Genomic DNA, 26,873 nt, shown 5'->3' on the forward strand with positions numbered 1-26,873 from the left:
GGCGGGGCGGGCTCGGACGTCAGAACCGGAAGGTCACATCAGGTCTTCGATCTCGGCGGCGACGGGGTCCGCGTCGGTGCCGATGACCACCTGGATCGCGCTGCCCATCTTCACCACTCCGTGGGCGCCCGCGGCCTTCAGGAGGGCCTCGTCGACCAGGGCGGCATCCTTGACCTCGGTGCGGAGGCGGGTGATGCAGCCCTCGACCTCGACGATGTTGTCGATACCGCCGAGCCCCGCGACGATCTTCTCAGCCTTGCTGGCCATGTTCGCTCCTGTCGTCCTACTGTCCGCGTTGCGATCCACCGATCCACCGGAGTGGTCTACACCATTATGCGGGTGAGGAGGCCGACCGTCACATGGAAGGATAGATTCCTTTATCGGATCCCTACGTGTACGGGATCCCTCCGTGCTACAACAGGTCTACACCACATGTGGTGTAGACCATAACGCGGGCCGCCCCCATCCCCCGAGAGCCCGCCTCACCAGGAGGAACCGATGAGTACGGCCACCGCCCAGGCGGCGCCCGCCCAGAAGCGGGGTGCCGGTCTGTTCCAAGGGCTGCAGAAGGTCGGCCGCAGCCTTCAGCTGCCGATCGCCGTCCTGCCCGCCGCCGGAATCATGGTCCGGCTCGGGCAGCCCGATGTGTTCGGCGCCGACGGACTGGGCTGGGACAAGGTCGCCGCCGTGTTCAACAACGCCGGCGGCGCGCTCACCGGCGCCCTTCCGCTGCTCTTCTGCGTCGGCGTGGCCATCGGGTTCGCCAAGAAGTCGGACGGGTCCACCGCGCTGGCCGCCGTGGTCGGCTTCCTCGTCTACAGCAAGGTGCTGGAGGCCTTCCCGGTCGCCGACGCGGTGGTCCAGAAGGGCGCGGACATACCGGCCAAGTTCAACGATCCCGGTGTGCTCGGCGGCATCGTCATGGGACTGCTCACCGCCGTGCTGTGGCAGCGCTTCCACCGCACCCGGCTGGTGGACTGGCTCGGCTTCTTCAACGGCCGCCGGCTGGTGCCGATCATCATGGCCTTCACCGGCATCGTGGTGGGCGTCTTCTTCGGCCTGGTCTGGGAGCCCATCGGCGACGGCATCAGCAACTTCGGCGAGTGGATGACCGGACTCGGCTCCGCGGGATCGGCCCTCTTCGGCGCCGTCAACCGCGCCCTGATCCCGATCGGCATGCACCAGTTCGTGAACACCGTGGCCTGGTTCCAGCTCGGCGACTTCACCAACGCGGCCGGCGAGACGGTGCACGGCGACCTCAGCCGCTTCCTGGCGGGCGACCCGAGCGCCGGAATGTTCATGTCCGGCTTCTTCCCGATCATGATGTTCGGCCTTCCGGCCGCCGCCCTGGCCATGGCCCACGCCGCCCGCCCCGAGCGCCGCAAGGCCGTGCTGGGCATGATGCTCTCGCTGGCGCTCACCTCGTTCGTCACGGGCGTGACCGAGCCGATCGAGTTCTCGTTCATGTTCATCGCCCCGCTGCTCTACGTGATCCACGCGGTGCTCACCGCCGTGGCGATGGCGATCACCTGGGCCCTGGGCGTGCACGCGGGCTTCAACTTCTCCGCGGGCTTCATCGACTACGCCCTGAACTGGAGCCATGCCACCAAGCCATGGCTGATCATCCCGATCGGACTCGTCTTCGCGGTGATCTACTACGTGGTCTTCCGCTTCGCGATCACCAAGTTCAACCTCCCCACCCCGGGCCGTGAACCCGAGGAGGAGGTCGAGGACCTCACCAAGGCGTAGACCGCCGTCGGCGCCGACGCGTGACGAGGCCCCGGAACCGGTTCGGTTCCGGGGCCTCGTGCTGCTGCCTAGACCTCGTAGACCGCGCCCGCCTTGGCCAGCTCCACCGGGCCGCCGAAGACCTGCTGGGCATCGCGCTGGTTGATCTGGGGGTCCGTCCACGGCGGGATGTGGGTGAGCACCAGGGTCCCGACCCCCGCCCGCAGTGCGTGCTCACCCGCCTGGCGGCCGTTGAGATGCAGCTCCGGGATGTCCTCCTTGCCGTGCGTGAAGGCCGCCTCGCACAGGAAGAGGTCCCCGCCCCGGGCCAGGTCCACCAGGGCCTCACAGGGGCCCGTGTCACCCGAGTAGACCAGCGAGCGGCCGCCGTGCTCGATCCGGAAGCCGAACGCCTCCACCGGATGGCAGACCCGCTCGGTGCGGATCGTGAAGGGGCCGAGCTCGAAGCTGCCGGGCGTCAGCGTGCGGAAGTCGAAGACCTCGCGCATCGACTTCTCATCGGGCACGTCGTCATACGCCTGGACCAGCCGCCGCTCGGTGTCCTCCGGACCGTAGACCGGGATCGCCTCCGCGCGGCCCCCGTCGTGCCGGTAGTAGCGCGCGACGAAGTACGCGCACATGTCGATGCAGTGATCGGGGTGGAGGTGGGACAGTATGACGGCGTCGAGGTCGTAGAGACCGCAGTGGCGCTGCAACTCGCCAAGGGCGCCATTGCCCATGTCGAGGAGCAGCCGGAAGCCGTCGGCCTCTACGAGGTAGCTCGAGCAGGCCGATTCCGCGGACGGGAACGACCCTGAGCATCCGACGACGGTGAGCTTCATGAAGCAGGAACCTCCTTGAGGGGTCCCCATGCCGAGGGCCATGGGCGGGTGCGGGGGGTCATGCGGTGCCCACGAGCGTAAGGCGCGAAAGCCCAGGCAGCTCCTCCATGCGTCCGCGTTGTGGGCGGAATCACCAGGACGGAGCCGGGCGGCGCCCGGTCCCGCCCCCCGCCGGCCGATCGGCCCGAGGGCTAGGCCCAGAGCTGGCCGTGCAGCGTCTCGATCGCCTCCTCGGTGGTGGCCGCCGTGTAGACGCCGGTGGAGAGGTACTTCCAGCCGCCGTCGGCGACGATGAAGACCACATCGGCGCTCTGCCCGGCCTTGACCGCCTTACGGGCGACACCGAGAGCGGCATGCAGCGCGGCACCGGTCGAGACGCCGGCGAAGATGCCCTCCTGGGCGAGGAGTTCACGGGTGCGGGTCACCGCGTCCTCGGAGCCGACGGAGAAGCGGGTGGTGAGGACGGACTCGTCGTACAGCTCGGGGACGAAGCCCTCGTCCAGGTTGCGCAGTCCGTAGACGACGTCGTCATAGCGCGGCTCGGCGGCGACGATCTGGACGTCCGGCTTGTTCTCGCGCAGGTAGCGGCCGACGCCCATGAGGGTGCCGGTGGTGCCCAGACCGGCGACGAAGTGGGTGATGGAGGGCAGGTCGGCGAGGATCTCGGGGCCGGTGGTGGCGTAGTGGGCGCCGGCGTTGTCCGGGTTGCCGTACTGGTACAGCATCACCCAGTCCGGGTGCTCTCCGGCCAGCTCCTTGGCCACCCGGACGGCCGTGTTGGAGCCGCCGGCGGCCGGCGAGGAGATGATCTCCGCGCCCCACATGGCGAGCAGCTGGCGCCGCTCCTCGCTGGTGTTCTCCGGCATCACGCAGACGATGCGGTAGCCCTTGAGCTTGGCCGCCATCGCGAGCGAGATGCCGGTGTTGCCCGAGGTGGGCTCGAGGATGGTGCAGCCGGGGCTCAACCGGCCGTCCTTCTCGGCCTGTTCGATCATATGGAGCGCGGGGCGGTCCTTGACCGAGCCGGTCGGGTTGCGGTCCTCCAGCTTCGCCCAGATCCGTACGTCGGAGGAGGGCGAGAGCCGCGGCAGCCGGACGAGCGGCGTGTTGCCGACCGCGGCCAGCGGGCTGTCGTACCGCATCAGACCATGCCACCGGCGACGGCGGGGAGGATGGTCACGTTGTCGCCGTCCGAGAGCTTGGTGGAGATGCCGTCGAGGAAGCGGACGTCCTCGTCGTTCAGGTAGACGTTGACGAAGCGGCGCAGCTCACCGCCGTCGACCAGGCGCTCCTGGATGCCGGCGTGCCGGGTCTCCAGGTCGGCGAAGAGCTCGCCGAGCGTGGCCCCGCTGCCCTCGACCGCCTTCTGGCCGTCGGTGTAGGTGCGGAGGATGGTCGGGATGCGGACCTCGATGGCCATGTCTGGGCTCCTGTCGGAGGGCGGGGTGGATCCCGGACCGGAGGGGCCGGGAGGGCGTCGCCGAAAGGGCGTCGGGCGTCGCGAGGGGCGCGCTCAGGCGGCCACGGCGGGGCGCGGACACATCGCGCTGGCGAGCCGGCACAGGTCGACGTGGAGCCGCGCCACGAGCAGCATGCCCGGCGTCTTCTCGCTCACGTCATCGAAAACCATGGACACATCGTATCGATTCCCGATCCGGACTCCGGAAGGTTGTCCCGCTATACGGACCGGTAACGACCGTCATGCGGGACCGCTGTACGAGACGAAGGAGCTCAGTAGCTCTCCACGACCGTGACGTCCTCCTCGGTGACCTCACCGTCCACGATCCGGAAGGACCGGAACTGCACGGGTCCCTCGTCATTGCCGCACTCGGCCGTGGAGACCAGGACGTAGTGCGCACCGGGCTCATTGGCGTAGGAGATGTCGGTGCGGGAGGGGTATGCCTCGGTGGCGGTGTGTGAGTGGTAGATGACCACCGGTTCCTCGTCCCGGTCGTCCATCTCGCGGTAGAGCTTGAGCAGGTCACCCGAGTCGAACTCGTAGAAGGTGGGCGAGCGGGCGGCGTTCAGCATCGGGATGAACCGCTCGGGGCGGCCGCTTCCGGCCGGGCCGGCGATCACGCCGCATGCCTCGTCGGGGTGGTCGGCGCGGGCGTGCGCGACGATCTGGTCGTGGAGCGCCTGGGTGATGGTCAGCATGGCGCCAGAATAGGAGGCGGGCTCCGGACATCGGTCCGGAGCCCGCCTGATGAGACGTGCCGCCCGAAAGGCGATACGGATTACTTGCCCACGTACTCCGGCTCCGCGTCGCGGCCGGCGTCCGGCCGGCCACCGCCGCTCGACTTCAGGACGAACCAGCCGATCACCAGGACGACGGCCCAGACGGCGCCGACGTACAGACAGACCCGGGCGTCCTTGTCGGACGCGATCAGGCAGGTCACGAAGATCAGGAAGATCAGCGCCACCCAGCTGAAGACGGCACCGCCCGGGGCGGGGAAGGACGAGGCCGGCAGGCGGCCGGAGGTCACCGCCTTGCGGTACTTGATGTGGCTGACGAGGATCATCGCCCAGGCCCAGATGCCCGCGGCCGTGGCCACCGAGGTGACGTACTCGAACGCCTTCTCCGGGACGACGTAGTTGAGGATCACGCCGATGCCCATGAGCAGCACGGAGACGGTGATGCCGACGGCCGGGGTCTTGCGGGCGTTGAGCATCCCGAAGATCTTCGGGGCCTCGCTGTTGGCGGCCAGGTCGCGCAGCATCCGGCCGGTGGAGTACATCCCGGAGTTACAGGAGGACAGGGCCGCGGTGAGCACGACGAAGTTGACGATACCGGCCGCGAACGGGATGCCGATCTTGGAGAAGGCGTGCACGAAGGGGCTCTCGCCGGCCGAGAACTCGGTCCACTTGACGACCGCGAGCAGCACCAGCAGGGCGCCGACGTAGAAGATGAGGATGCGCCAGGGCAGGGTGTTGATCGCCTTGGGGAGGGTCTTCTCGGGGTTCTCGGACTCGCCCGCGGTGACGCCGACCAGCTCCACGGCGAGGTAGGCGAACATCACACCCTGGAGCGTCATCAGGCTGTCGCCGATGCCGTTGGGGAAGAACCCGCCGTGGGACCAGAGGTTGGAGGCGGCGGCGGTGTCACCGGCGTCGGAGAAGCCGAGGGTGAGCACGCCCAGGCCGATCACGATCATGCCGATGATCGCGGTGACCTTGACCATCGAGAACCAGAACTCGACCTCGCCGAAGATCTTCACCGAGATCAGGTTGACGGCGAACAGCACCACCAGGAAGACCAGGGCGCTGACCCACTGCGGGATCGAGGGGAACCAGTAGTTGATGTAGATGGCGGCGGCCGTGAGCTCGGCCATGCCGGTCACCACCCACATCAACCAGTACGTCCACCCGGTGACGAATCCGAAGAACGGGCCGAGGAACTCACGGGCGTACTCCGCGAAGGACCCGGAGACCGGGCGATAGAGGAGCAGCTCACCGAGCGCCCGCATGATGAAGAAGATGACCACGCCCGCGAGGGCGTACATGAGGACGATGCTCGGGCCCGCCTTGGCGATATTCGCCCCGGCACCCATGAACAGGCCGACGCCGATGGCGCCGCCGATGGCGATCATCTGGACCTGGCGACTGCCCAGGCCGCGCTCATAGCCCTCTTCAGGAGCCGCTGAGGTCATATTTGCTGCGCCTTTCTCCCTGTGGCGGCTGGCGATCGTGAAGATTTATCACGTCCACACAACTGATCCAGCCGACGCGGAGTGGCGCACACCACAGGAATAAGCGGACATACGTTATACGGCGCAACAAAGACAACAACCGCGGTGATGCGATCGTTATCCGGAGTTGAGCATCCTCTAAACGAACACTCAGTAATCGAGGCCGGTGACTATTCCGGCATGAGCGTTTCGACCAGGGTCTCCTGCAGCCCGCCGAGCCAGAAATACGCCATCACCATCGGCTTGCGCGGGTCGGAGTCCGGCAGCCGCAGCAGCGCGCCCCCGTCGTCCTCGTCGGTGACCTCCAGCCGGGTCCCGATGGCCAGCCGCAGATCGTTGAGGGCGCCCAGCCACTGCCGGGACTTGTTCGGCACCAGCTCCAGTACGGCCGGGGCCGGGGCGGGCGATCCGGTGGTCAGCGCGTCCAGGTCGCGCACCATCGCCAGGGCGTCGTCGCGCTTGCGCGCCCGCAGGTCGTTCTCGGTGAAGCGGCGGAACTCCGCGGACGCCTCCCGCGCCTCCCGCTCCTCACGCGGCCCGAGCTCCTGGTCCGGGGGACGGTAGGCGTCCGGGAACAGCCGGGCCAGCGCCGGGTCGGCCGGCGGTTCGCTGGGGCCCTCGGCGAACAGCTCGGCCAGCGGGTCACCGCCCTCGGCGGGCTGGTCGCCCGGCCCGATCAGCTCGGCGAGCTGCATGGCCAGGCTGCGCAGGATGGAGACCTCGACCTCGTCCAGGGCGATGGCGGCGCCGCCGTCGGGCAGCGGCTCGAAGCGTCCCGACATCAGCGCTCCTGCTGGAGGGTCGCCCACAGGCCGTAGCCGTGCATCGCCTGCACATCGCGCTCCATCTCCTCGCGGGTGCCACTGGAGACGATCGCGCGGCCCTTGTGATGAACGTCGAGCATCAAGCGGTGCGCCTTGTCCTTGGGATAGCCGAAGTAGCTCTGGAACACGTAGGTGACATAGCTCATGAGATTGACGGGGTCGTTGTGCACCACCGTCACCCAGGGAACGTCGGGCTCCGGCACCGACATCGGTGCCTCACGGGCTTCGGGACGTTCGATCTCCACGGGTGTGACACTCACACCTCCCATGCTGCCACCCGGCACTGGTCGGCGCATAAACCGGCACCCAGATCTCGTCAGTCTGACGAGTAAGGGAGGTAGCATCGTCCACCATGGACACTGCGGACTTGGGACTGCCGGTGGACGTGCCGTCGACCGCGCTCTTCACCGACCGGTACGAACTCACCATGCTTCAGGCCGCGCTGCGGGCGGGCACCGCCGACCGCCGCTCGGTCTTCGAGGTCTTCACCAGGCGCCTCCCCGAAGGCCGCCGCTACGGCGTCGTAGCGGGCACCGGGCGGGTGCTGGACGCCGTCGAGAACTTCCGCTTCGACGGCGGCGTCCTGGACTTCCTCGCACAGCAGCGGATCGTGGACGAGGCGACGCTGTCCTGGCTCGCCGACTACCGCTTCCGCGGCGACATCTGGGGCTACCCCGAGGGCGAGGTCTACTTCCCCGGCTCGCCGATCATGCGGGTGGAGGGCACCTTCGCCGAGGCGGTGCTGCTGGAGACGGTGATCCTGTCCATCCTCAACCACGACTCGGCGGTGGCCGCCGCCGCGTCCCGGATGTCCACCGCCGCCGGCGGCCGGCCGCTGATCGAGATGGGCGCCCGCCGCACCCATGAGCTGGCCGCCGTCGCCGCCGCCCGCGCCGCCTATGTCGGCGGCTTCGCCACCACCTCCGACCTCGCGGCCGGATTCCGCTACAACATCCCCACCGTGGGCACCAGCGCCCACGCCTTCACCCTGCTGCACGACAGCGAGCGGGACGCCTTCACCGCCCAGGTCGAGTCGCACGGCAGCGACACCACCCTGCTGGTGGACACCTACGACGTCGCCGAGGCGGTGCGCACCGCCGTGGAGGTGGCCGGCAAGGACCTGGGCGCCGTACGGATCGACTCGGGGGACCTGCTGCTGCTCGCCCACCGGGTGCGCCAGCAGCTCGACGAGCTGGGCGCCAAGAACACCAGGATCGTGGTGACGAGCGATCTGGACGAGTACGCGATCGCCTCGCTGGCGGCGGCCCCCGTGGACGCGTACGGGGTCGGCACCCAGCTGGTCACCGGCAGCGGCCACCCCACCTGCTCGATGGTCTACAAGCTGGTGGCGCGGGCCGGTTCGGACGCGTCGGACGCGCCGCTGCTGCCGGTGGCCAAGAAGTCCATGGGCGCGAAGTCCTCGGTGGGCGGCCGCAAATGGGCGGCGCGCCGGGTGGACGAGCACGGTGTGGCCGAGGCCGAGGTGATCGGCACCGGTGCGGTCCCCGAGGAGCTGGCCGGCCATCAGCTGCTGGTGCGGCTGGTGCGCGGCGGCGAGATCGTGGCCCGGGAGCCGCTGGACGCGGCGCGGGACCGGCACATGGCGGCGCGCGCCGGGCTGCCGCTGTCGGCGACCCAGCTCTCGCGCGGGGAGCCGGTCATCCCCACCGAGTACCTGTCGGCCTGAGACAGGCGGAGAAGACGGGGCGGGCCTGGGCGCCGGCGTGCGGCGGGCCCGAGGAGACGAGGCGTACGTGGAGGAAACGCGGCCGACGCCCACTGCCGCGAGCGGCGCGGAGTGTCTACCCTCGGTGACATGCACCGGGCTCTGATCGTCGTCGACATCCAGAACGACTTCTGCGAGGGCGGAAGCCTCGCGGTGACGGGCGGCGCGGACGTCGCCGCCGCGATCACCGATCTCATCGGGGAGGCGACGCCCGGTTACCGCCATATCGTCGCCACCCGTGATCGCCACATCGATCCGGGCGATCACTTCTCGGACCGCCCGGACTACCGGCACAGCTGGCCGGCGCACTGTGTGGCGGGCACCGAGGGCGTCGGGTTCCACCCGAACTTCGCGCCCGCCGTCGCCTCCGGCGCGATCGACGCGGTCTTCGACAAGGGCGCCTACGCGGCGGCGTACAGCGGCTTCGAGGGCGTCGACGAGCACGGCGTACCGCTCGCCCAGTGGCTGCGCGCGCGCGAGGTGACCGAGGTGGACGTGGTGGGCATCGCCACCGACCACTGTGTGCGGGCCACGGCGCTGGACGCGCGCCGCGAGGGGTTCGCGGCGCACGTCCTGCTGGACCTGACCGCGGGCGTCTCCGCGGGCACGACCGAGCGCGCCCTGGAGGAGCTGCGGGCGGCCGGGGTGGAGCTCAGCGGGAAGCCGGTCGTCTGACGGCGTGGGAGGCGCTCTGAGCGCCTCCCACCGCCTCCGGGGCCCGGACCTAGGAGGCCGGGGCCGCCGGCCTGAGAAGGGCGGCGATCGGGTGCCAGAGCTCCCCTCCGCGGTCCGGCGCGGTGCGCCAGACCAGCCCGTCGGGGTGGTGCAGCACCGCCGTCACCTCGTCGGGTGTCGGCGGCGCGATGTTGCCGCGCAGGTAGACGGCGCGGAGCCCGAGATTGCGCAGCCTGGTCAGGGCGCGCTGGCGGTTCGCGGCATGTACCAGGACGCGGACGCCGCCCTCGCCCAGCGGGCGCGGCAGCGTCAGCGCGACCACGACGCTGCCGCCGGGCAGCTTGGTGAATCCTCCATCGGCCATTGCGGGTCATGTCCCCCGTGAGACGTCGTGTCAACAAGAAGGTCGTAGGGGCATCTAAACGCGAACCGGCCGCCGCCCGCTAGTGGGCGGCGGCCGTTACCGCTCTGACCTGCGAAAACGCAGATTTTTGTGGATCTAGGAGGCGGACGGTCCGACCTGGACGGTCATCGTCGAGCCGGCCGGGAGCTCCTTGAGGATCTTGATCCGGGTGTTGGTGTCAGCAACCTGCACACTGCCGGTCGGGTTGCTCTCGTCCCAGTACGTCCCCTTGTGGTCATCGAAGACCGGAATGCCCGGCTTCGGCTTCACCTTGGCGGCCTTGCCGTCCTTGTGCAGCGTGAAGCCGTCCGTCGGGAGCCGGCTGAAGGGCGAGTCGTACGCCTGGATCCGGTTGCGCATCAGCGTGCCGTCCGCCCACTTCTCGGGGGTGGCGTGCGCGTCGATCGGCAGGATCTGGCCGCTGCCCGGGTGGACGCCGACGTTGTTGTCCGGCTGCGAGGTGTCCCACTGCCAGATCAACAGGCCGTTCTGGTACGGGTAGTGCTCGACCCAGTCGGGCCGGCTGGACGCCCAGCCGAAGTTGTACGGACCGGTCTTCAGGGTCGTGTCGTACGACACGTACTGGCGGTTCTCGGCGATGTAGTACTGCGGATAGTCCTTGCTGAAGGACGCGCCGATGCGGGAGAAGCCGTTCGCCGTCCAGCCGTTGTCGTCGCCCTCGGCACCGTCGCTGAACACCGGGGCGCCGTCCGCGGTCAGGGTGATGGCGTCGGCCGCGAAGCCCTTCTGCGCCACCCCGCCGTCGGTCTGGTAGCGGAAGCGCAGCTCGATCTTCTGGCCCGCGTAGTCGTCCAGCGGGAAGGAGAGCTTCTGGTAGGCGCCCGACGTGCCGGTCAGCGCGGGCTTGTCACCCGCGTCGCGCGGGATGGCCTTGCCGTCCGCCGTGCCGTCCACGGGCGTCCAGTTGGCGCCGCCGTCCGTGGAGACCTCGGTGTAGAGGTAGTCGTAGTTCTCCTCGATGTCCCACCAGCCCTGGAGGTCCAGGCTCGCCTTGGACGCGCCGGTGAGGTCCACGGACCGGGTCAGGGTGTTCTTCAGGTCGTCACCCATCCCGCTCCACCACTGCTTGGCGCCCTCGGCGGGGGTGGCCACCTCGGTGGTGACGGCCTTGGCGGGCAGCTCGACCACCAGCGCCTGCTTGTTCTTGGTGTTGTACTCGGCGACCCCGAGGGTGTGGGTGGACTTGGTAGCGGCCTTGGCCGTGTCGTAGTTCAGCCACCCCAGCTGGAGCTTGTCCCAGGCGTTCATGTCGCCCGGCAGATCGCCGATGGCGTCCTTACCGGTGCCGAGCCAGGACCCCGAGGACATCAGCGACCAGAACGCGACGGACGACTCCCCCTGGCCGGTGGTGTCGTACTCGTCCGGCAGGCCCAGGTCGTGGCCGTACTCATGGGCGAAGACGCCGAGGCCGCCGTTCTCCGGCTGCATCGTGTAGTCGCCGACCCAGATGCCGGTGTCGCCGATCTGGGTGCCGCCCGACTTGTTCTCCGCCGGGCCGGTCTTACCCGCGTCGGTGCCGTACGCGTACCAGCGGTGCGCCCAGATGGCGTCCTCGCCCTGCACACCGCCGCCCGCGGATTCGTCCTCACCGGCGTGCACGATCTGGAAGTGGTCGATGTAGCCGTCGGGCTCGTTGAAGTTGCCGTCGCCGTCGTAGTCGTAGCGGTCCCACTGGTCGTACTGGGCCAGGTCCGCCTTGATCTGCGCGTCGGTGCGGCCGGCCGCCTTCTGGTCCTTCGCCCACTGGTTGACGCCGTCGCGGATCAGGTCCCAGGCGTTGGCGCAGTTGGTGTCGCCGCAGTAGTTGGAACCGTAGCGGGCCTCGTTCCAGTCGACCTTGACCCAGTCGGAGACCTCGCCGTCCACGGAGTAGCGGCCCGAGGACTGCTTCTCGTAGTACTTCTTCAGGGACTGCTTCTTCTTGTCCGTGGAGAAGTAGAGGTCCTGGAAGTGCTCGCGGTTGTAGTCCGCCTGCCAGGCGGTGCTGTTGTCGTCGGCGCGGTCCGGCTCGGAGATGGTGTTGTGCGCCGGGCCCGGGTCGCCGCCGTACTTCTTCACCGGCGGTTCGGGACCGTCCCCGTCCGGGTCGTACATGGTGGTGTCGTCCACCTTGTCGCCGAACTCGACCAGGATGGTGAAGATCTTGTCGGTCTTCTCCCGGGCCAGCTCGACGTACTTGCCCTTGCCGAGCTTCACCACCTTGGACGCGCCGCGCGTGGTCGCCTTGGTGTCCCCGGCGATGACCTGACGCAGCGCCTCCTGGCGCTGCGCTTCCTGCTGTTTGCTGTACGGGCCCTCGAGGTCGTGCTCGACATGCGTCTTCGCGGGCGCCGGATCATGGCGCTCAACACGCGTAGACGGTGCATCTGCCTGAGCCATGCCCGTTGAGAGTGCCGCCGCGCCGAGCGCGGCCACCACCGTGGCTATGGCGGCCGATCTGGCCGTCCTCCGTTGGCTGTTCACTCGTTCAGTCCTCCCCTTTCCACACCGGGTGCCGGACATTTGACCGGAGTGGCAGGAGAAAAGACAGACCTTGACTTGGGCTGGCGGGACAAGTACGTTCTGCGATCCCGGTGTTCCGGTAACCGGACGTCAAGGACCGTTCCGTTCCGCACCGGTGGGACCCCGCGGTGATGCGGGCCACGCGGTGATTCCGTGCGCCCCCCGTGCAACGGCACCGTGGGTGAGGTCACGCTTACTTCCGTTCCCCTCGGGCATGCAGCACCGTAGAGTCACATCTGACGGTGCACATCAGCCTGACTCATGCCCCTCGCATATCCTCCGCATATCGCCCGTGAGGACGGATCCCGCCATGCCGCGTCCGACTCCCGCACAGCTCGCCTATGGTTCGGCCACCGTCGTTCTCTCGACCTTCGCCATGCTGCTGCTGTCCCAGACCCGATCCGGGATCGGCATGGCGGTGGTCACCGTGGCCGGGCTGACCCTGGGGCTCCTCGTCGCCGTCACCGTGCCGGTGGCCCGGACCTCCCGCCCCAGCCGCACCGTCCGCACCAACCGCCCCCTGGCGGGGTCCGGACCGGCCGACCCGGCGCGGGCCCACGCCCCCGCCCACGCCGACTCAGTGCAGGGCTGACACCACGACGGTCCGCGCGGCCTTGTCGTGCACACAGCGCTGGAACGGCTTGTCCCACAGCAGTGAGGCCGAGTTGACCAGCCAGAAGACCGTACCGACGAGCAGCGGGACCAGCATCCCGGGCAGGACGTAGACCGCAGCGCGCACCCAGCCCTGACCGGCCGGCACATTGCCGTCGGACAGCATCGCCACCCGGATGTTCAGCGCCTTCTTGCCGAGCGTCTGTCCGCTGCGGGCCAGCATGACGCCCTCGTAGCCGAAGTAGACCGCCATCGTGATGATGAGCGCGAGGAGCACCTTCCCCATGTCCTGCTCGCCCGGGTGGTCCATCGTGTACTGGAGCGCGCCGGTCGCCGTGAGCGCCACCGTCCAGATCACGCCGAGGACGACGGTGTCGATCAGCCGGGCGGCGAACCGCTGACCGGGGGTGGCCAGCGGCGCCATCCCGGCGGGGAACGCAGGCGGGGGCGAGGACAGCGGGTCGGGGGTCATGCCCCCGATTACATCAGCGCTCCCGGCGGGCCGGAAGCGCAGGGGCACCTCCGGGGCAGCAGGGGGCCCGGGGGACGGGCGCAGGGCGCGGGCCCGGGGGCCGGGAGCCAGACTCAGGGCGCGGGCCCGGGGGAACGGGCGCGCGGGCTCAAGGTGCGGGCCCGGGGAAGGGGCGCACGGGCTCAGGGCGCGGGCCCGGGGAAGGGGCGCACGGGCTCAGGGGACGGCCGCGACCACGACGGTCTTGGCCGCCTTGTCGTGCAGACACTGCCGGTACGGCCGGTCCCAGGTGCACCACAACACATTGATCAGCCAGAAGAGGAAACCGCAGCAGGGCACGATCTCGGGGAGGGCGTACACCCCGGCGCGCACCCAGCCGGTCTGGCCGACCGGCGGCTGGCCGTGCTCCAGCACCGCGACCCGGATCCTCATCGCCTTCTTGCCGACGGTCTGGCCGTCCCGGGTCAGCATCAGCCCCTCGTACAGGAAGTAGACCAGGACGTAGACCAGCGTCACGGTGGTCGACCGGGCGCTGCCGTCGACCGGGTCGTAGCCGCCGATGAGCGCGGTCATGACGAGCCCGACCGGGATGCCGATGAGCAGCGCGTCGATGATCCGGGCGATCAGACGGCGGCCGAGGTGCGCGAGCGGGGGCATCCCGGCGTACGGATCGGTTCCGGGGGTGTGGTCCCCGTACGAGGAGCCGTACGGGGAGCCGTTCGCGCGCGGATGCCCGGCGAACGGGTCGCTGCTGTCCCGGTCCCGGTCCCGGGGCTCGTCGGACCCGGGGGGCGGCTGGTCGGTGCTCATGGCCCGAGTCGACCCCGGAGCCGGGGCCGCCGCATCCGGCGGGCACCGTTCGGGCGACCAAGATCGTCCATCCGCCTCAGCCGGGGTCAGCGGGACGGCTGAGGCGGATGGGGCGGCGGGTCAGCCGACCGTCGCGACGAAGGTGCGCGCCGCCTTGTCGTGCCAGCACTGCCGCCACGGGCGGTCGAACAGGCACCACAGCACGTTCAGCACACCGATGACGAGCACCCCCAGCACCGAGTAGACCAGCCAGCGGCGCAGCGCGGCGCCGAAGGACGGGCTGTCGTGCTCCTCGATGTCCAGCACCCGCACCCCGCACAGCTTCTTGCCCAGGGTGATGCCCCACTTGGCGGTCGGCAGCGCCTCCAGGACGACGCCGAGGACGAGCAGCAGACCGAGGACGATGCCGAGATAGCCGCCGGTCGTGCCGTCCAGGAGGTAGACGGTGACGGTCTCACCGCTCTGCTTGGCCGCCTCGACCTTCCCGTCGATGTGGTCGCTCGCCTTGCCCCACAGCGGGAACGCGGCGGCGCCGACGAGGCCGAGCAGTACGACCGTGTCGATCAGCCGGGCGGCGAGGCGGCGGCCGAGCGAGGCGGGCCGGCCCAGGGCCTGGGCGGCCTGGAGGAACGGGTTGTCGACGGGCGGCTTCCAGGGGATGACGCTCTCGGGCGCGCCCGGCCCCGCGTGCGGGGCGCCCTGCGGGCCGGGCTGCGGGCCGGGCTGGTGCATCTGCTGCTGCCAGACCGGGCCGCCGCTCTGGGCGGGGATACCGCCGAAGGGCTGCGGAGGCTGGGGCGGCTGCGGGGGCTGAGGCGTCGGCGGGGCCTGCGGAGGCCGCTGGGGCTGAGGCGGCTGTTGGGGCTGTTGGGGCTGTTGGGGCTGTTGGGGCTGCTGCGGGGGCTGGGCCGGGGGTGCCGCTTCGGCGCCCTTGCGCCGGCCGCCACGGCCGATCGCCCGGATCGCCATCGTGCCGTCGTCCCGGCTGTCCCGGCCATCCCGGCCGGACGCCTGGTCCGGCCCCTGCCCCTGCCCCTGGCCCGTCGTGGGTGCCGCACCGCCGCCGCGCCCCACCGCGCGGATCGTCATCGTCCCCTCGCCCGCCGGAGCGGACGTCTCCCCGCCGTCCGCCGGGGGCAGCTCCGGGGCCCGGCGGATGGGCGGCAGGGCCTGCGTCGAGCGGTCCGTCGTCCCTCCGCCCCCGCTCGCGCGCATGGTCAACGTGCCCTCGTCACGACCGCCGCCCTCACCGGGGCCCGCGCGCCGCGGATCGGGCACCCCGGGCCACTGCCCGGCATCGGCCTGGGCGCCGCCGGGGGCGTCCGACTCCGCGCCCCACGAGACCCGGCGGTCCTGCTCACCGCCGAACCCGCGCTGCCGGGACGCGTCCGCCTGCCATGCCGACCCGGCGTCGGGGCGGGTGCCGTGCAGCCGCCGGGGGTCGTTCCAGTCGACCGAGGATGCCGTGACCCCGCCGGGCGGCACCGGCTGGGGGCCCGTGTCCCCGGCCGCCGGCTCCGGCGGCCCGCCCGCGCCCCGGACGTCCATCTCGGCGCTCCGGCGCAGCTCGGGCAGTGCGCTGCCGGTCTCCTCTGCGGCCGGCCGCGCCGGCTCCTCGTCCAGGAACATCGGGCCGGTCTCGTCCGGCGCCGGGCTGATCACCTGGGTGTGGGTGACGCCGGGCGGCGGCGCGGGCATGGCCTCCCCCTCGGCCGGGGCGGGACGGCTGGTGCCGGGCACCCAGGCCGCGCCGTTCCAGTACCGGATGTACCCAGGGATGGACGGATCGGGGTAGTACCCGACCCCGGGCATTTCTGCCGGACCCCCGCTACTAGGAGGCGTCGCCATGTCCCCTACTCCCTTCACGGCCAACACGCTTGACCTGTCCGCCGTATCCGGCATCGACGACCCAGTGAACACGCAGCTACGCGAGCGAGGCCGCACCACCACCCTCGACCTCTCTGCGGGTTACGGGCAGTACGTACCACAGCGACCGGGCGGATACCTACGTCTCTCCATGCATGACATTAACGAAGACCGGCGGGCCCGGAAGGAGGCGTCCAAGAGGAAGACCGCCATCGAACAGCAGACCGAGGACATCGAGGCCAGGCACGAGGCCCTCGGGTGGGGCGAGTTCGCCAGGCTGTACACAGCTGACGACACCAGCGCCTACGAGACGAAGGGGGATCACCCGCCCTGACGGCAGCGTCGGCTGGTCGCAGGTCGAGAGACTGGACAACCCCACCCGAGCCGTAACGTCACGGCCTTGGACCTAGACGTCGTCGCGGAGTACCGGTCGCAGCGCCTCGATCACCGCGGGGTCGTCGATGGTGGAGGGCAGTTCGGGGTCCCGCCCGTCGGCGATGTCGCGCATGGTGCGACGCAGGATCTTGCCCGAACGCGTCTTGGGCAGCGCCGCGACCACGTCGACCCGGCGCAGCGCCGCCACGGGGCCGATCCTCTCCCGGACGGCGGCGACGAGTTCCGTGGCGATGTCCCGCGGATCGCGGTCGAGGCCCGCCTTGAGCACGACGAGACCGCGCGGCACCTGTCCCTTGAGCGGGTCGGTGACGCCGACGACGGCGCACTCGGCGACATCCGGGTGGGCGGCGAGCACCTCCTCCATCGCGCCGGTGGACAGCCGGTGCCCGGCCACGTTGATGACGTCGTCGATGCGGCCCATGACGTAGACGTATCCGTCCTCGTCCTTGCGTCCGCCGTCGCCGGTGAGGTAGTAGCCGCTGTGGGCGGAGAGGTACGAGCGCACATATCGTGCGTCGTCCTGCCACACGGTGAGCAGCGTGCCGGGCGGCAGCGGCAGCCGGATCGCCACCGCGCCGTCGGCGCCCGGCGGCGCGTCGCGGCCCGTCGCGTCGAGGATGCGCACGTCGTAGCCGGGCATGGGCACGGTGGGCGAACCGGCCTTGAGCGGGTGCGGCTCCAGGCCCATGGGGTTGGCGACGATCGGCCAGCCGGTCTCGGTCTGCCACCAGTTGTCGACCACCGGAACGCCGAGGAGGTCGGTGGCCCAGCGATAGGTCTCCGTATCCAGGCGCTCGCCGGCCAGGAACAGGTGGCGCAGCGATCCGATGTCGTGGGCGTGCAGGAGCGCTCCGCGCGGGTCCTCCTTCTTCACCGCGCGGATCGCCGTCGGTGCGGTGAACAGCGCCGTCACACGGTGCTCGGCGATCACCCGCCACAGCGCACCGGCGTCCGGAGTGCCGACGGGCTTCCCCTCGTAGAGCACGGTGGTGCAGCCGGTGAGCAGCGGAGCGTAGACGATGTAGGAGTGGCCGACGACCCAGCCGACGTCCGAGGCCGCCCAGAAGACCTCACCGGGATGGGTGTCGTACACGTTCTCCAGGGACCAGCGCAGCGCGACCGCGTGGCCGCCGTTGTCGCGCACCACGCCCTTGGGCCGGCCGGTGGTGCCGGAGGTGTAGAGGATGTACAGCGGGTCGGTGGCGGCCACTGGGCGGCAGCCGACCGGCGCGGCGGTCGCCATGGCCTGGTCCCAGTCGAGGTCACGGCCGCTCATGTCCGCCACGCACTGCGGCCGCTGGCGGATGACACAGTGCTCCGGCTGGTGTTCGGCCAGGGCGAGGGCATCGTCCAGGAGCGGCTTGTACGGCACGACGCCCGTCGGCTCGATACCGCACGAGGCGGCGATGACGACCTTGGGGCGGGCGTCGTCGACGCGCACGGCCAGCTCGTGCGCGGCGAATCCCCCGAAGACGACCGAGTGGACGGCGCCGATGCGGGCGCAGGCCAGCATGGCGACGACCGCCTCGGGAATCATCGGCATGTAGATCACGACACGGTCGCCCTCGGTCACGCCGAGTCCGGCCAGCACTCCGGCGAACAGCGCGACCTCGTCCCGCAACTCCCGGTAGGTGAAAGCCGACGTGCGGCCGGTGACCGGACTGTCGCACACCAGCGCGAGTTGCTCGCCGCGCCCCGCGTCGACGTGGCGGTCCAGAGCGTTGTGGCAGGTGTTCAACCGCCCGTCCGGGAACCACCGGTACAGCGGGGCCCGTGAGTCGTCGAGGGCCCGGGTCGGCGCGACAGCCCAGTCGACGGCACGGGCGGCGTCCAGCCAGAAGCCTTCCGGGTCCTCCAGGCTGCGCCGGTACTCAGCCGCGTAGCCGTCCTGCTTCGGCGCCTGCGTCATGTCGATGCCCCTTCCCTCGTTCCGTCCGCGCCGTGCCGGGAGGTGCCTTCCGCTCGCACCCGTCCCGTGCTCGTCCCGCGCCCGAGCGGGCGGGCGTACCTGCGTACGTGCGTGCCTGCGTGTCTATGTGTCTACATACCTGCGTGTCTACATATCTGCGTACGTGCGTTCCTGCGTACCTGCGTGTGCCTGCGTGCACCACGGTCAGCCCAGCGGATGTGTCCGCCGGGCGCCAGGGTTATTTCATCAGCCATTCCGCGATGGCTTGGGCGCATGCGTCCAAGATGGCTTCGCCCTTCTCCGCGGACGCCCTCCGTGCGTCACCCGCCACCCCTGACGACGTGACCGTGTGGAACGGCCGTGGTACGTGGATCGCTTCGCTCGGATCGGACTGCAACGCGATCTCCGGGCCGACCGCCTCGGCGAGCCGTCCCTCGTCGACCAGGTCCGGCGCGATCGCCATCGCCATGGACGTCTCGCCCTCGCAGGCGTGCATCAGTGTGTCCTGGTCCTCGAGGATCTCCGCGATCCGCGCCTGACCGGCCATGAAGTAGCTGGTGACGGCGATGGGAGCGGACAGTTCCCGGGAGATTTCACCGCTGATGGCGTTCAAGGCCGTGATATTGCCCCCGTGGCCATTGACGATCAGAATCTTGCTGAAACCGGCCATGAGGATGGAGCGGCACACATCGCGCAACACCGCGTGGTACGTCGCCAGGGTGAGGGTGAAGGTGCCGCCGAACGCGACGTGATGGTCCGCCAGCCCGCACCAGAGGGACGGGGCGACGACCACGGGCCTGCCCTGGGTGACCATGATCCCGGCTGCCCGTCGGCAGGCCTCCGCGCTGAGGAAATCATCGATACCGGTGGGCAGGTGCGGACCGTGCTGCTCGGTGGAGCCCACGGGGAGCAGCACCGGTGCGTCCTGGGCTGCCAGCTCCTTGAGAGCGCGGGCTGTCATGCGGTTCCAGAGGATCTCTGGCATCTGAGGTGTCCCTTTCCTGGTGGTGTCCTGGCGGACCGGTGGGGGTCAGTGCGTGTTTTCGGGAATGACGGGGGCGGTGTACCCGGCGGCGGATGCGGACTCCGCGGAGGCATCCGGCTCGGCGCCGGCGGCGTGGACCGGAGCCGAGATGGATTCCAGCCCCAGCCCCGTGGTCCGCACACCGAAGACGACCGACACGCCCGCCAGCAGCATCGCCGCGGCGACGACGGTGAAGGCGACCGCCGCTCCGTAGGCGTCCAGGAGGGGGACCAGGTAGAAGGGGGCCGCCGCGGTCGAGAGCCGGCTCAGTGAGTACAGCCAGCCGGTGGCGGTGGTGCGCACACTCGTGGGGAACTGTTCCAGCTGGTAGATATGGCCGGCATTCGACATGACGTTGGCCACCACGGTGAAGCAGAAACCCGAAGCGATGATCGCGGCCCCCGAGCGGGCGTTCCCGTACACGAGCCCGAATACCGCCATGCCCACCAGCGACGCGGACAGGATCCATTTCCGCTCCGCCCTCTCCATGATGAGCATGGACAGGTAGGAGCCGAGCGGATAGCCGATGAACGAGAACGTCAGATAGGTCAGCGACGTCCCGAGGTCGAATCCCTTGTCGGCGAGGACGAGCGTGGCGAGGTTGCCGAAACCGTAGAAGCCGACGGGCGCGAGGAGCCACAGGAGCGCCATGATCACCGTGCGACGGGCGAGGGGGCGGCGGAAGATGGCACGGATGGGCACCGGCTCCACCGCGACGTCCCGCCGCTCGGGCTCGTCGGAGACCGCGGGAGGTATCCACCCTTCGGCCTCGGCGGCCTTCTCGAAGCGGCTGGTGACGGCGTCGGCCTCGGCCGTGCGTCCGACCGACTCCAGCCAGCGGGGTGACTCGGGCAGACCTCTGCGCACCAGGAAGGTCAGCAGGGCTCCGAGGGACCCGATGGCGAACATCCAGCGCCATCCCGCGACACCGAGCGGAGCGTCGTCCACCAGCACCAGGCCCAGGAAGCCCACGGCGGGGACGGCGAGATAGGCACCCGTGAAGGCCCATGCCACGTAGTAGCCGCGCCGGGCCGGCGGGAGGATGTCCCCCAGGAACGAGTCCGTCACCGGCAATTCCCCGCCCAGGCCGACGCCGGCCACGAAGCGGAAGATCACGAGCGTCCACAGGTCCGGGGCCAGGGCGCAGGCGAGCGTGGCCGCGGAGTACAGGGTCAGCGTGACCATGTAGGCGGTCCGCCGTCCGGCACGGTCCGCGAGCCGCCCGATCACCACGGCTCCGACGAAGGCTCCGACGAACGCCGAGGCCAGAACGAGCGACAGCTCGAAGCCGCCCAGGGCGAAGGTCGTCTTCAGCGTGGTCGCCAGGACCCCGGCGAGAAACAGCTCGTAGATCTCGAAGAAGTTGCCCAGCGCCATGACGCCGGCGAAGCGCTTGTGGAGCCTGGTGATCGGCAGCCGGTCGAGCCGTGCCGCGATGGAGGGGCCAGTCACCCCTGAGAAAGATCGCATTCTTCTCCTTCTAGGCCGAACCGCATATTCACCCCGCCGAAGTTAGACTGGACAGTAGAGTCCAGATTGGGGGGTTGGCAAGAGTCCCGACCGGTCCCGGAGCAACGCGTGGCCGTACTAGACTGGCGCGTCCAGTACAGAAAGAGGTGCTTGACGGTGGTGCCCGCGCCCTCCCAGCCCGCCCGGCAAGGCAAGGGCCGCCCCCGCAACCGGCTGAAGATCCTCGCGGCAGCGAAGGCACTCTTCCTGCGGGACGGCTACGACGGCGTGAACCTCGAACGGGTCGCCACACAGGCCGAGGTCGCCCGGCAGACGGTCTACAACCAGTTCGGGAGCAAGGAGGCGGTCTTCCGTGCCGTGATGGAGCACCACTGGTCCAGCCTGCCGCTCGGAGATCTGTCGACGCGCCTCGAACAGAGCCTGGGGAGCGACGGCGACCCGGCCGGATTCCTGCGCCAGTTCTCCGAGATCCTCCTGACCTTCATCGAGGACACGGATCAGGTCGCCTTCACGCGGCTGGTGATCGCCGAGTCCCGCCGGAGTCCCTGGATCGCCGAGGAGTTCTACCGGGTCGGCAAGGAGCCGTTGACCAAGGCACTCACCGACTGCCTGCGGCGGCTGCACGAGACAGGGAAGATCAACTGCCCGTCCCCAGGACTGGCGGCACATCAATTCCTGGGACTCATGCAGGAATTCATCATCTGGCCGCAGGTCATGGCGATCGGGCCGGACGTCATGAACATCCCGCCGTTCGACGTGGTCGTCGAAGAGGGAATCGCCATGTTCCTCGATCGCTACGGTATCCGCGACTAGCCAGTGAGCAGGAGTACCACAAACCGGAGCCAGCTGCCTTTCCGGCCTCGGCAACGGCGAGGCACACGCCGCCCGCCTCACGCGACGTAATTGCTCGACCACGGTCCAGCACCGACATCACGGAAATCGCCGCGTCGCGCCGCGTCGCGTTGCGTCATGCCACGTCACGTCATGCCACGTCACGTCGGACAACACCGTATCCCCGCAGGTCAGCGCCGTTACGGAAAATAGCTGGAGTTTGCGAGCGGCGACGGCCCGCCTGGTCCCGCCCGGCCTAGGTCCAGCAGACCTACTCTGGCACGCTCGGGTGCCGTTTCCGTTGCCAATACTGGAAGCCATGGACCGCAATACCGAGCTCAGTGAGTTCCTGCGGACTCGCAGGGCGCGGCTGAGCCCCGAGGACGCGGGCGTCAGCGCGAGCAGCGACAGCCCACGTCGGGTGCCGGGGCTGCGCCGCGAGGAGCTGGCGCAGCTGGCCGGGGTCAGCACGGACTACTACACGCGTCTGGAACAGGGCCGCCACCTCAATGTGTCGGAGGCGGTGCTGGACGCGGTGGCCCGTGCGCTGCGGCTGGACGAGACCGAACGCGCGTACCTCTTCGAGCTGGCCCGGCCGCGCCCCCGTCGTACGGTGCGCCGCCGGCCGCCCCGCCCCCAGCGGGTGCGGCAGGGGGTGCATGCGCTGCTGCGGACACTGGAGGGGGTCTCACCGGCCTTCGTCCTCGGCCGCAGGGGCGATGTGCTCGCCTCCAACCGGCTGGCCCGCGCGCTGATCATCGACTTCGAGGCGCTCCCGTACCACGAGCGGAACATGGCCCGTTTCATGTTCCTCGACGAGGCGGCCCGCGAGCTGTGGCCGGAGTGGGAGACGGTGGCGGCGGAGATGGTGGCCTCCCTCCGGCTGGAGGCGGGGCGCCATCCCGACGACCCCCGGCTGACCGAGCTGGTGGGCGAGCTCACCATCAAGAGCCCGGAGTTCCGCAAGTGGTGGGCGGACCACAACGTGCGGGAGAAGACCCACGGCGTCAAGCTCTACCACCATCCGGTGGTCGGGGACATGACGCTGGCGTACGAGAACGTGACCGTTCCCGGCGATCCCGACCAGGCGCTGTGCATCTACACGGTCGAGCCCGGCTCTCCCTCCGAGGCGGCCCTGCGGCTGCTGGCGAGCTGGACCGCGACTCCCCCCGCGAGCGCCTCCGCACCTCCCGCCGCGCCCCCTTCGCAAGCGCGTCCATCGGGGGGACCGTCCCGCGACGCTTCCCCCTCCTCGCACCCTTCATCCCCTTCATCCCGTTCCCCTCGTTCCCCCCATGGAGACAACTGATATGACCACCAGCGTCACCGCCTACGCAGCCCCCGCTCCGAAGGCCCCGCTGGAGAAGACCACCATCGAGCGCCGCGCGCTGCGCGAGCACGATGTGCTGATCGAGATCGCCTACGCCGGTATCTGCCACTCCGACATCCACCAGGCCCGCGAGGAGTGGGGCTCCGCCCTCTTCCCGATGGTGCCCGGCCACGAGATCGCCGGTGTGGTCACCGAGGTCGGCCCGGGTGTGACCAAGTACGCCGTGGGCGACCGGGTCGGCGTGGGCTGCTTCGTCGACTCCTGCCGCGAGTGCGAGAACTGCCTCGCGGGCGAGGAGCAGTACTGCCTCAAGGGCGAGGTGGCCACGTACAACGGCAAGGAGTACGACGGCTCCCCCACCTACGGCGGCTACAGCACCCACGTCGTGGTCGACGAGAACTACGTGCTGCGCATCCCCGAGGGGATCTCGCTGGACGTCGCGGCCCCGCTGCTGTGCGCCGGGATCACCCTGTACTCCCCGCTGGCCCACTGGAACGCCGGCCCCGGCAAGAAGGTCGCCATCGTCGGCCTCGGCGGTCTCGGCCACATGGGCGTGAAGATCGCCCACGCGATGGGTGCCGAGGTGACCGTGCTGAGCCAGTCGCTCCGCAAGAAGGACGACGGGCTGCGGCTGGGCGCCGACCACTTCTACGCCACCAGCGACGAGGCGACCTTCACCGAGCTGGCCGGCACGTTCGACCTGATCGTCAACACCACCTCGGCGAACCTCCCGCTGGACAACTACCTGTCGCTGCTGAAGCTGGACGGCACCCTGGTGCACGTGGGCGCGCCGGAGAACGCCAGCGCCTTCAACCAGTTCTCGCTCATCATGGGCCGCAAGTCGATGGCGGGCTCGAAGATCGGCGGCATCCGGCAGACCCAGGAGATGCTGGACTTCTGCGCCCAGCACGGTCTGGGCGCGGAGATCGAGCTGATCAACGGCGACCAGATCAACGAGGCCTACGACCGTGTCGTGGGCAGCGATGTGCGGTACCGCTTCGTGATCGACATCGCCTCGCTGAAGGCGTGATCGGCCGCTGAAGGCCACTCGGCCGCGGAGGCCGACCCCCAAGCCGAGGCCGTCCGGACCACCCCCGGGTCCGGGCGGCCTCGCCGTATCCTCACCGTCCCAGGGCCATACCGTCCCAGGGCCTCAGAACAGCTTGCCGGGGTTGAGCAGGCCCAGTGGGTCGAAGACCTGCTTGATGCCGCGCTGCAACTCCACCCCCACCGGGCCCAGTTCGCGCGCCAGCCACTCCCGTTTGAGGACGCCCACGCCGTGCTCACCGGTGATGGTGCCGCCCAGCTCCAGGCCCAGCGCCATGATCTCGTCGAAGGACTCCCGGGCGCGGCGGGACTCGTCGGGGTCGCTCGCGTCGAAGCACACCGTGGGATGGGTGTTGCCGTCCCCGGCGTGGGCGACGACGCCGATGGTGAGGCCGTACTTCGCGGCGATGGCGGCCGTGCCGTCGATCATCTCGGCGAGCCGGGAGCGGGGCACGCAGACGTCGTCGATCATGGTGACGCCCTTGACCGCCTCCAGCGCCGGAAGCGTCATCCGGCGGGCCTGGAGCAGCATGTCGGACTCGGCGGCGTCCTCGGCCGGGACCACCTCCGTGGCACCGGCCGCCGTGCACAGCTCGGCGACGGCGGCCAGGTCGGCGGCCGGGTCCGGGGTGTCGAAGGCCGCCATCAGCAGGGCCTCGGTGGACTCCGGAAGGCCCATGTTCCCCATCGCGTTGACCGCGCGGACGCTGGTGCGGTCCATCAGCTCCAGCAGTGCGGGGGTGTGGCCACGTTCCATGATCCGGCAGATGGCGTCGCAGGCGGACGTGGTGGAGGGGAACTCGGCGGCGAGGACCAGCTGTTCGGGCGGGGCGGGCTTGAGGGCGAGGACCGCGCCGACCACGATGCCGAGGCTGCCCTCGGAGCCGACGAAGAGCCGGGTCAGGTCGTAGCCCGCGACGCCCTTGGCGGTGCGGCGGCCGGTCCTCAGCAGCCGGCCGTCGGCGAGGACCACATCGAGCCCGAGGACGTACTCGGCGGTGACGCCGTACTTCACGCAGCACAGCCCGCCGGACGCGGTGCCGATGTTGCCCCCGATGGTGCACTGCTCCCAGCTGGAGGGGTCCGGCGGGTAGTACAGCCCCTTCTCCAGCACCGCACGGGAGAGGTCGGCGTTGATCACGCCCGGTTCGACCACCGCGATCCGGTCGACCGGGTTGATCTCCAGAATCCGGTCCATCTTGACCAGGGACAGCACGATGCAGCCGTCGGACGCGTTGGCCGCGCCCGACAGACCGGTGCGCGCGCCCTGGGGCACGACCGGGACGCGCAGCGCGGTGGCGGTGCGGCAGACGTGCCGCACCTGCTCGACGGTGCGCGGGAGGACGACCACGGCGGGCGCGCCCGCCTCGCAGAAGCTCGCCATGTCGTGGGCGTAGGCCCCGGTCACATCGGGGTCGGTCAGCACCGCCTCCGCGGGGAGGCCCTCCCGCAGCAGCTCGATGAGGTCCGTCATGCCTCCAGATTCGCACCCGGGCAGCGCCCGGGGAAGATCGCTGCACCGGACGGATGACGGCGGGGAGGCGCGGGCCGCGCGTCGCGGGCGGCACCACGCGTCGCGGGCGGCACCGCGCGTCGCGGCTCCCCCGCCGACGGTGGACCTACGCCTTGGTCACTGCGCCTTGTAGTAGACGCTGACCTTACGGTCGCCGGCGGCGCCCGAGGCGAAGCCCATGCACAGCCGGCGGGGGCTGGACAGCTGGACCGCCATGCCCTCGGGCTCGCGGTAGCCGAGCGAGTAGGCGGCCTCGGTGCGGGAGCGCTGGACGAGTTCGCCGGTGCGCAGGTCGACGCAGGAGAGGTAGGTGTTGCCGTGGCCGGAGGGCGGGTTGGCGCCGTCCTCGTCGGTGTAGGCGGTGCCGGTCAGCTGGTACACGTAGTCGCCGAGGAGCGTGAAGCCCTGGAAGACCTCGCCGTCCTCGATACCCACCTGGGGTATGTCGTCGTACAGGGCGGTGTAGTCGCCCGCGCTGACCCCGGACAGGCTCATCAGCCGGTAGCGGACCTCGCCGTCGAGGCGGTAGCGCAGCAGCAGCCGGCGGTTGAGCATGTCGACGGCGGGCTGGTTGCTGGTGGAGCCCGCCACGGGGCGGTGTTCGGCCAGCGAGGACGAACCGGACGACAGCACCGTGCCGTCGGCGAACTTGAACCGGCTGATGGCGCGGCCGTAGCCGGAGTCGGGGTTGGCGTCCGACTCGGTCCACAGATAGGCCGTGGCGCCGACCGGCTCACAGCCCATGGCGACGCCGTGCCCGAACCCCTTGAGGTACATGGAGCCCAGCTCCGTGCCGGCAAGGGACAGTTTGGTGACGCACAGATCGCCGCGGGCGGCGCGGTCGGCGCCGGAGACGGGGGCGGATTCCCCGCTGAGCTGGATACCGCCCTGCATCAGCTGGACGGTGTAGAGGTGCCCGTTGACGTCGTCGAACGCGAAGGACTGGAGCACGGTGGAGTTGTGCGGGGTCTTCTCGCGGATCAGCTGGGTGGAGGGCACCGACAGATCGAACCGGCCCCCCGCCACGGTGACGGCCCCCGCGCGGGCGGCGAAGGCCACGCCGAGTGCCCCGGCTGCGGCGGCTCCCCCGCCGATGGTGAACTTACGCCTGGTCAAACGGCCCGCGGCGTACTTGTCCATCTTGTCCGTGTGCATTGATACTCAACAACTCCCATGCGAACAC

The 26,873-nt window shown here is 70.0% G+C and carries 27 protein-coding genes; 8 read left to right on the forward strand and 19 right to left on the reverse strand.

The genetic code is table 11. The annotated features are described in order from the left end of the window. Positions 1–33: 33 nt before the first annotated feature. Positions 34–306 carry a PTS glucose/sucrose transporter subunit IIB gene (locus N6H00_RS15660; RefSeq protein ID WP_268972309.1) on the reverse strand — a complete coding sequence of 91 codons (273 nt, stop codon included), beginning with the start codon at positions 304–306 and terminating at the stop codon, positions 34–36. 192 nt (positions 307–498) lie between these two features. On the opposite strand from N6H00_RS15660, the gene N6H00_RS15665 reads away from it, so the two are divergent. Then, positions 499–1,749 carry a PTS transporter subunit EIIC gene (locus tag N6H00_RS15665; protein ID WP_268972310.1) on the forward strand — a complete coding sequence of 417 codons (1,251 nt, stop codon included), beginning with the start codon at positions 499–501 and terminating at the stop codon, positions 1,747–1,749. Between the two features lie 68 nt (positions 1,750–1,817). Here the strand turns inward: N6H00_RS15665 and N6H00_RS15670 are convergent, their stop codons facing one another. From N6H00_RS15670 to clpS, 8 genes are all read right to left on the reverse strand, one after another. Next, the gene (locus N6H00_RS15670) at positions 1,818–2,570 is read right to left on the reverse strand and encodes an MBL fold metallo-hydrolase (protein WP_268972311.1); all 753 of its coding nucleotides are present in this window, start codon (positions 2,568–2,570) and stop codon (positions 1,818–1,820) included. Between the two features lie 191 nt (positions 2,571–2,761). Continuing rightward, positions 2,762–3,712: a PLP-dependent cysteine synthase family protein gene (locus N6H00_RS15675; RefSeq protein WP_268972312.1), complete on the reverse strand. Its 951-nt coding sequence runs from the start codon at positions 3,710–3,712 to the stop codon at positions 2,762–2,764. Continuing rightward, a complete protein-coding gene (locus N6H00_RS15680; protein WP_268972313.1) occupies positions 3,712–3,990 on the reverse strand; it encodes a MoaD/ThiS family protein in 279 nt (92 codons plus the stop codon). The genes N6H00_RS15675 and N6H00_RS15680 overlap by 1 nt, the downstream gene beginning before the upstream one ends. Before the next feature lie 93 nt (positions 3,991–4,083). Then, positions 4,084–4,200 carry a putative leader peptide gene (locus N6H00_RS40155; protein ID WP_311035950.1) on the reverse strand — a complete coding sequence of 39 codons (117 nt, stop codon included), beginning with the start codon at positions 4,198–4,200 and terminating at the stop codon, positions 4,084–4,086. Between the two features lie 101 nt (positions 4,201–4,301). Next, complete coding sequence (locus tag N6H00_RS15685) at positions 4,302–4,727, reverse strand: M67 family metallopeptidase (RefSeq protein ID WP_268972314.1); 426 nt, start codon at positions 4,725–4,727, stop codon at positions 4,302–4,304. 80 nt (positions 4,728–4,807) lie between these two features. After that, positions 4,808–6,220, reverse strand: a complete 1,413-nt coding sequence (locus N6H00_RS15690; protein ID WP_268972315.1) for an amino acid permease — start codon at positions 6,218–6,220, stop codon at positions 4,808–4,810. A 209-nt stretch (positions 6,221–6,429) separates the two neighbouring features. After that, the gene (locus tag N6H00_RS15695; protein WP_268972316.1) at positions 6,430–7,041 is read right to left on the reverse strand and encodes a DUF2017 domain-containing protein; all 612 of its coding nucleotides are present in this window, start codon (positions 7,039–7,041) and stop codon (positions 6,430–6,432) included. Continuing rightward, entirely contained in the window at positions 7,041–7,352 is a 312-nt protein-coding gene (gene clpS / locus N6H00_RS15700; RefSeq protein WP_268972317.1) for an ATP-dependent Clp protease adapter ClpS, read from the reverse strand. Before clpS ends, N6H00_RS15695 begins: the two co-directional genes overlap by 1 nt. Positions 7,353–7,435: 83 nt before the next feature. On the opposite strand from clpS, the gene N6H00_RS15705 reads away from it, so the two are divergent. Both N6H00_RS15705 and N6H00_RS15710 read left to right on the forward strand, forming a co-directional pair. After that, positions 7,436–8,770, forward strand: a complete 1,335-nt coding sequence (locus N6H00_RS15705; protein WP_268972318.1) for a nicotinate phosphoribosyltransferase — start codon at positions 7,436–7,438, stop codon at positions 8,768–8,770. A 129-nt stretch (positions 8,771–8,899) separates the two neighbouring features. Further along, positions 8,900–9,484, forward strand: a complete 585-nt coding sequence (locus N6H00_RS15710) for an isochorismatase family protein (protein ID WP_268972319.1) — start codon at positions 8,900–8,902, stop codon at positions 9,482–9,484. A 49-nt stretch (positions 9,485–9,533) separates the two neighbouring features. Here the strand turns inward: N6H00_RS15710 and N6H00_RS15715 are convergent, their stop codons facing one another. Together N6H00_RS15715 and N6H00_RS15720 are read right to left on the reverse strand one after the other, a co-directional pair. After that, positions 9,534–9,848 (reverse strand): hypothetical protein, encoded by a 315-nt coding sequence (locus N6H00_RS15715; protein ID WP_268972320.1) that lies wholly within the window; start codon positions 9,846–9,848, stop codon positions 9,534–9,536. Positions 9,849–9,983: 135 nt separating this feature from the next. Then, positions 9,984–12,371, reverse strand: coding sequence for an immune inhibitor A domain-containing protein (locus tag N6H00_RS15720; RefSeq protein WP_268972321.1), 2,388 nt, complete (start codon positions 12,369–12,371; stop codon positions 9,984–9,986). Between the two features lie 349 nt (positions 12,372–12,720). Here N6H00_RS15720 and N6H00_RS15725 point away from each other — a divergent pair, with 349 nt between their 5' ends. Next, complete coding sequence (locus N6H00_RS15725; RefSeq protein WP_268972322.1) at positions 12,721–13,002, forward strand: hypothetical protein; 282 nt, start codon at positions 12,721–12,723, stop codon at positions 13,000–13,002. On the opposite strand, the gene N6H00_RS15730 is transcribed toward N6H00_RS15725, so the two are convergent. From N6H00_RS15730 to N6H00_RS15740, 3 genes are all read right to left on the reverse strand, one after another. Beyond that, positions 12,988–13,494: an RDD family protein gene (locus tag N6H00_RS15730; RefSeq protein WP_268972323.1), complete on the reverse strand. Its 507-nt coding sequence runs from the start codon at positions 13,492–13,494 to the stop codon at positions 12,988–12,990. The genes N6H00_RS15725 and N6H00_RS15730 overlap by 15 nt on opposite strands. Before the next feature lie 216 nt (positions 13,495–13,710). Further along, positions 13,711–14,304 carry an RDD family protein gene (locus tag N6H00_RS15735; RefSeq protein ID WP_268972324.1) on the reverse strand — a complete coding sequence of 198 codons (594 nt, stop codon included), beginning with the start codon at positions 14,302–14,304 and terminating at the stop codon, positions 13,711–13,713. Positions 14,305–14,424: 120 nt separating this feature from the next. After that, positions 14,425–16,116, reverse strand: coding sequence for an RDD family protein (locus N6H00_RS15740; RefSeq protein ID WP_268972325.1), 1,692 nt, complete (start codon positions 16,114–16,116; stop codon positions 14,425–14,427). A 34-nt stretch (positions 16,117–16,150) separates the two neighbouring features. Between N6H00_RS15740 and N6H00_RS15745 the strand changes: the two genes are divergently transcribed. Next, on the forward strand, positions 16,151–16,504 hold the full coding sequence (locus N6H00_RS15745; protein WP_268972326.1) for a hypothetical protein: 354 nt from the start codon (positions 16,151–16,153) through the stop codon (positions 16,502–16,504). Between the two features lie 72 nt (positions 16,505–16,576). Here the strand turns inward: N6H00_RS15745 and N6H00_RS15750 are convergent, their stop codons facing one another. From N6H00_RS15750 to N6H00_RS15760, 3 genes are all read right to left on the reverse strand, one after another. Continuing rightward, positions 16,577–18,475 (reverse strand): propionyl-CoA synthetase, encoded by a 1,899-nt coding sequence (locus tag N6H00_RS15750; RefSeq protein ID WP_268972327.1) that lies wholly within the window; start codon positions 18,473–18,475, stop codon positions 16,577–16,579. Positions 18,476–18,713: 238 nt separating this feature from the next. Next, a complete protein-coding gene (locus tag N6H00_RS15755) occupies positions 18,714–19,436 on the reverse strand; it encodes a creatininase family protein (RefSeq protein WP_268972328.1) in 723 nt (240 codons plus the stop codon). Between the two features lie 69 nt (positions 19,437–19,505). After that, positions 19,506–20,969 carry an MFS transporter gene (locus N6H00_RS15760; RefSeq protein WP_268972329.1) on the reverse strand — a complete coding sequence of 488 codons (1,464 nt, stop codon included), beginning with the start codon at positions 20,967–20,969 and terminating at the stop codon, positions 19,506–19,508. A gap of 159 nt (positions 20,970–21,128) precedes the next feature. Between N6H00_RS15760 and N6H00_RS15765 the strand changes: the two genes are divergently transcribed. The 3 genes from N6H00_RS15765 (at position 21,129) to N6H00_RS15775 (ending at position 24,160) form a co-directional block, all read left to right on the forward strand. Continuing rightward, positions 21,129–21,782: a TetR/AcrR family transcriptional regulator gene (locus tag N6H00_RS15765; protein WP_268972330.1), complete on the forward strand. Its 654-nt coding sequence runs from the start codon at positions 21,129–21,131 to the stop codon at positions 21,780–21,782. A 337-nt stretch (positions 21,783–22,119) separates the two neighbouring features. Further along, positions 22,120–23,109 (forward strand): helix-turn-helix transcriptional regulator, encoded by a 990-nt coding sequence (locus N6H00_RS15770; RefSeq protein ID WP_268972331.1) that lies wholly within the window; start codon positions 22,120–22,122, stop codon positions 23,107–23,109. A gap of 1 nt (position 23,110) precedes the next feature. Continuing rightward, positions 23,111–24,160 (forward strand): NAD(P)-dependent alcohol dehydrogenase, encoded by a 1,050-nt coding sequence (locus tag N6H00_RS15775; RefSeq protein WP_268972332.1) that lies wholly within the window; start codon positions 23,111–23,113, stop codon positions 24,158–24,160. A 123-nt stretch (positions 24,161–24,283) separates the two neighbouring features. Here N6H00_RS15775 and N6H00_RS15780 read toward each other — a convergent pair whose 3' ends face one another. Continuing rightward, a complete protein-coding gene (locus tag N6H00_RS15780; RefSeq protein WP_268972333.1) occupies positions 24,284–25,651 on the reverse strand; it encodes an FAD-binding oxidoreductase in 1,368 nt (455 codons plus the stop codon). A 156-nt stretch (positions 25,652–25,807) separates the two neighbouring features. Further along, positions 25,808–26,845 carry a phage baseplate protein gene (locus N6H00_RS15785; protein ID WP_268972334.1) on the reverse strand — a complete coding sequence of 346 codons (1,038 nt, stop codon included), beginning with the start codon at positions 26,843–26,845 and terminating at the stop codon, positions 25,808–25,810. Between the last annotated feature and the right edge of the window lie 28 nt (positions 26,846–26,873).

It is taken from the genome of Streptomyces sp. S465 (assembly GCF_026898115.1).
Lineage (GTDB): Bacteria > Actinomycetota > Actinomycetes > Streptomycetales > Streptomycetaceae > Streptomyces > Streptomyces luomodiensis.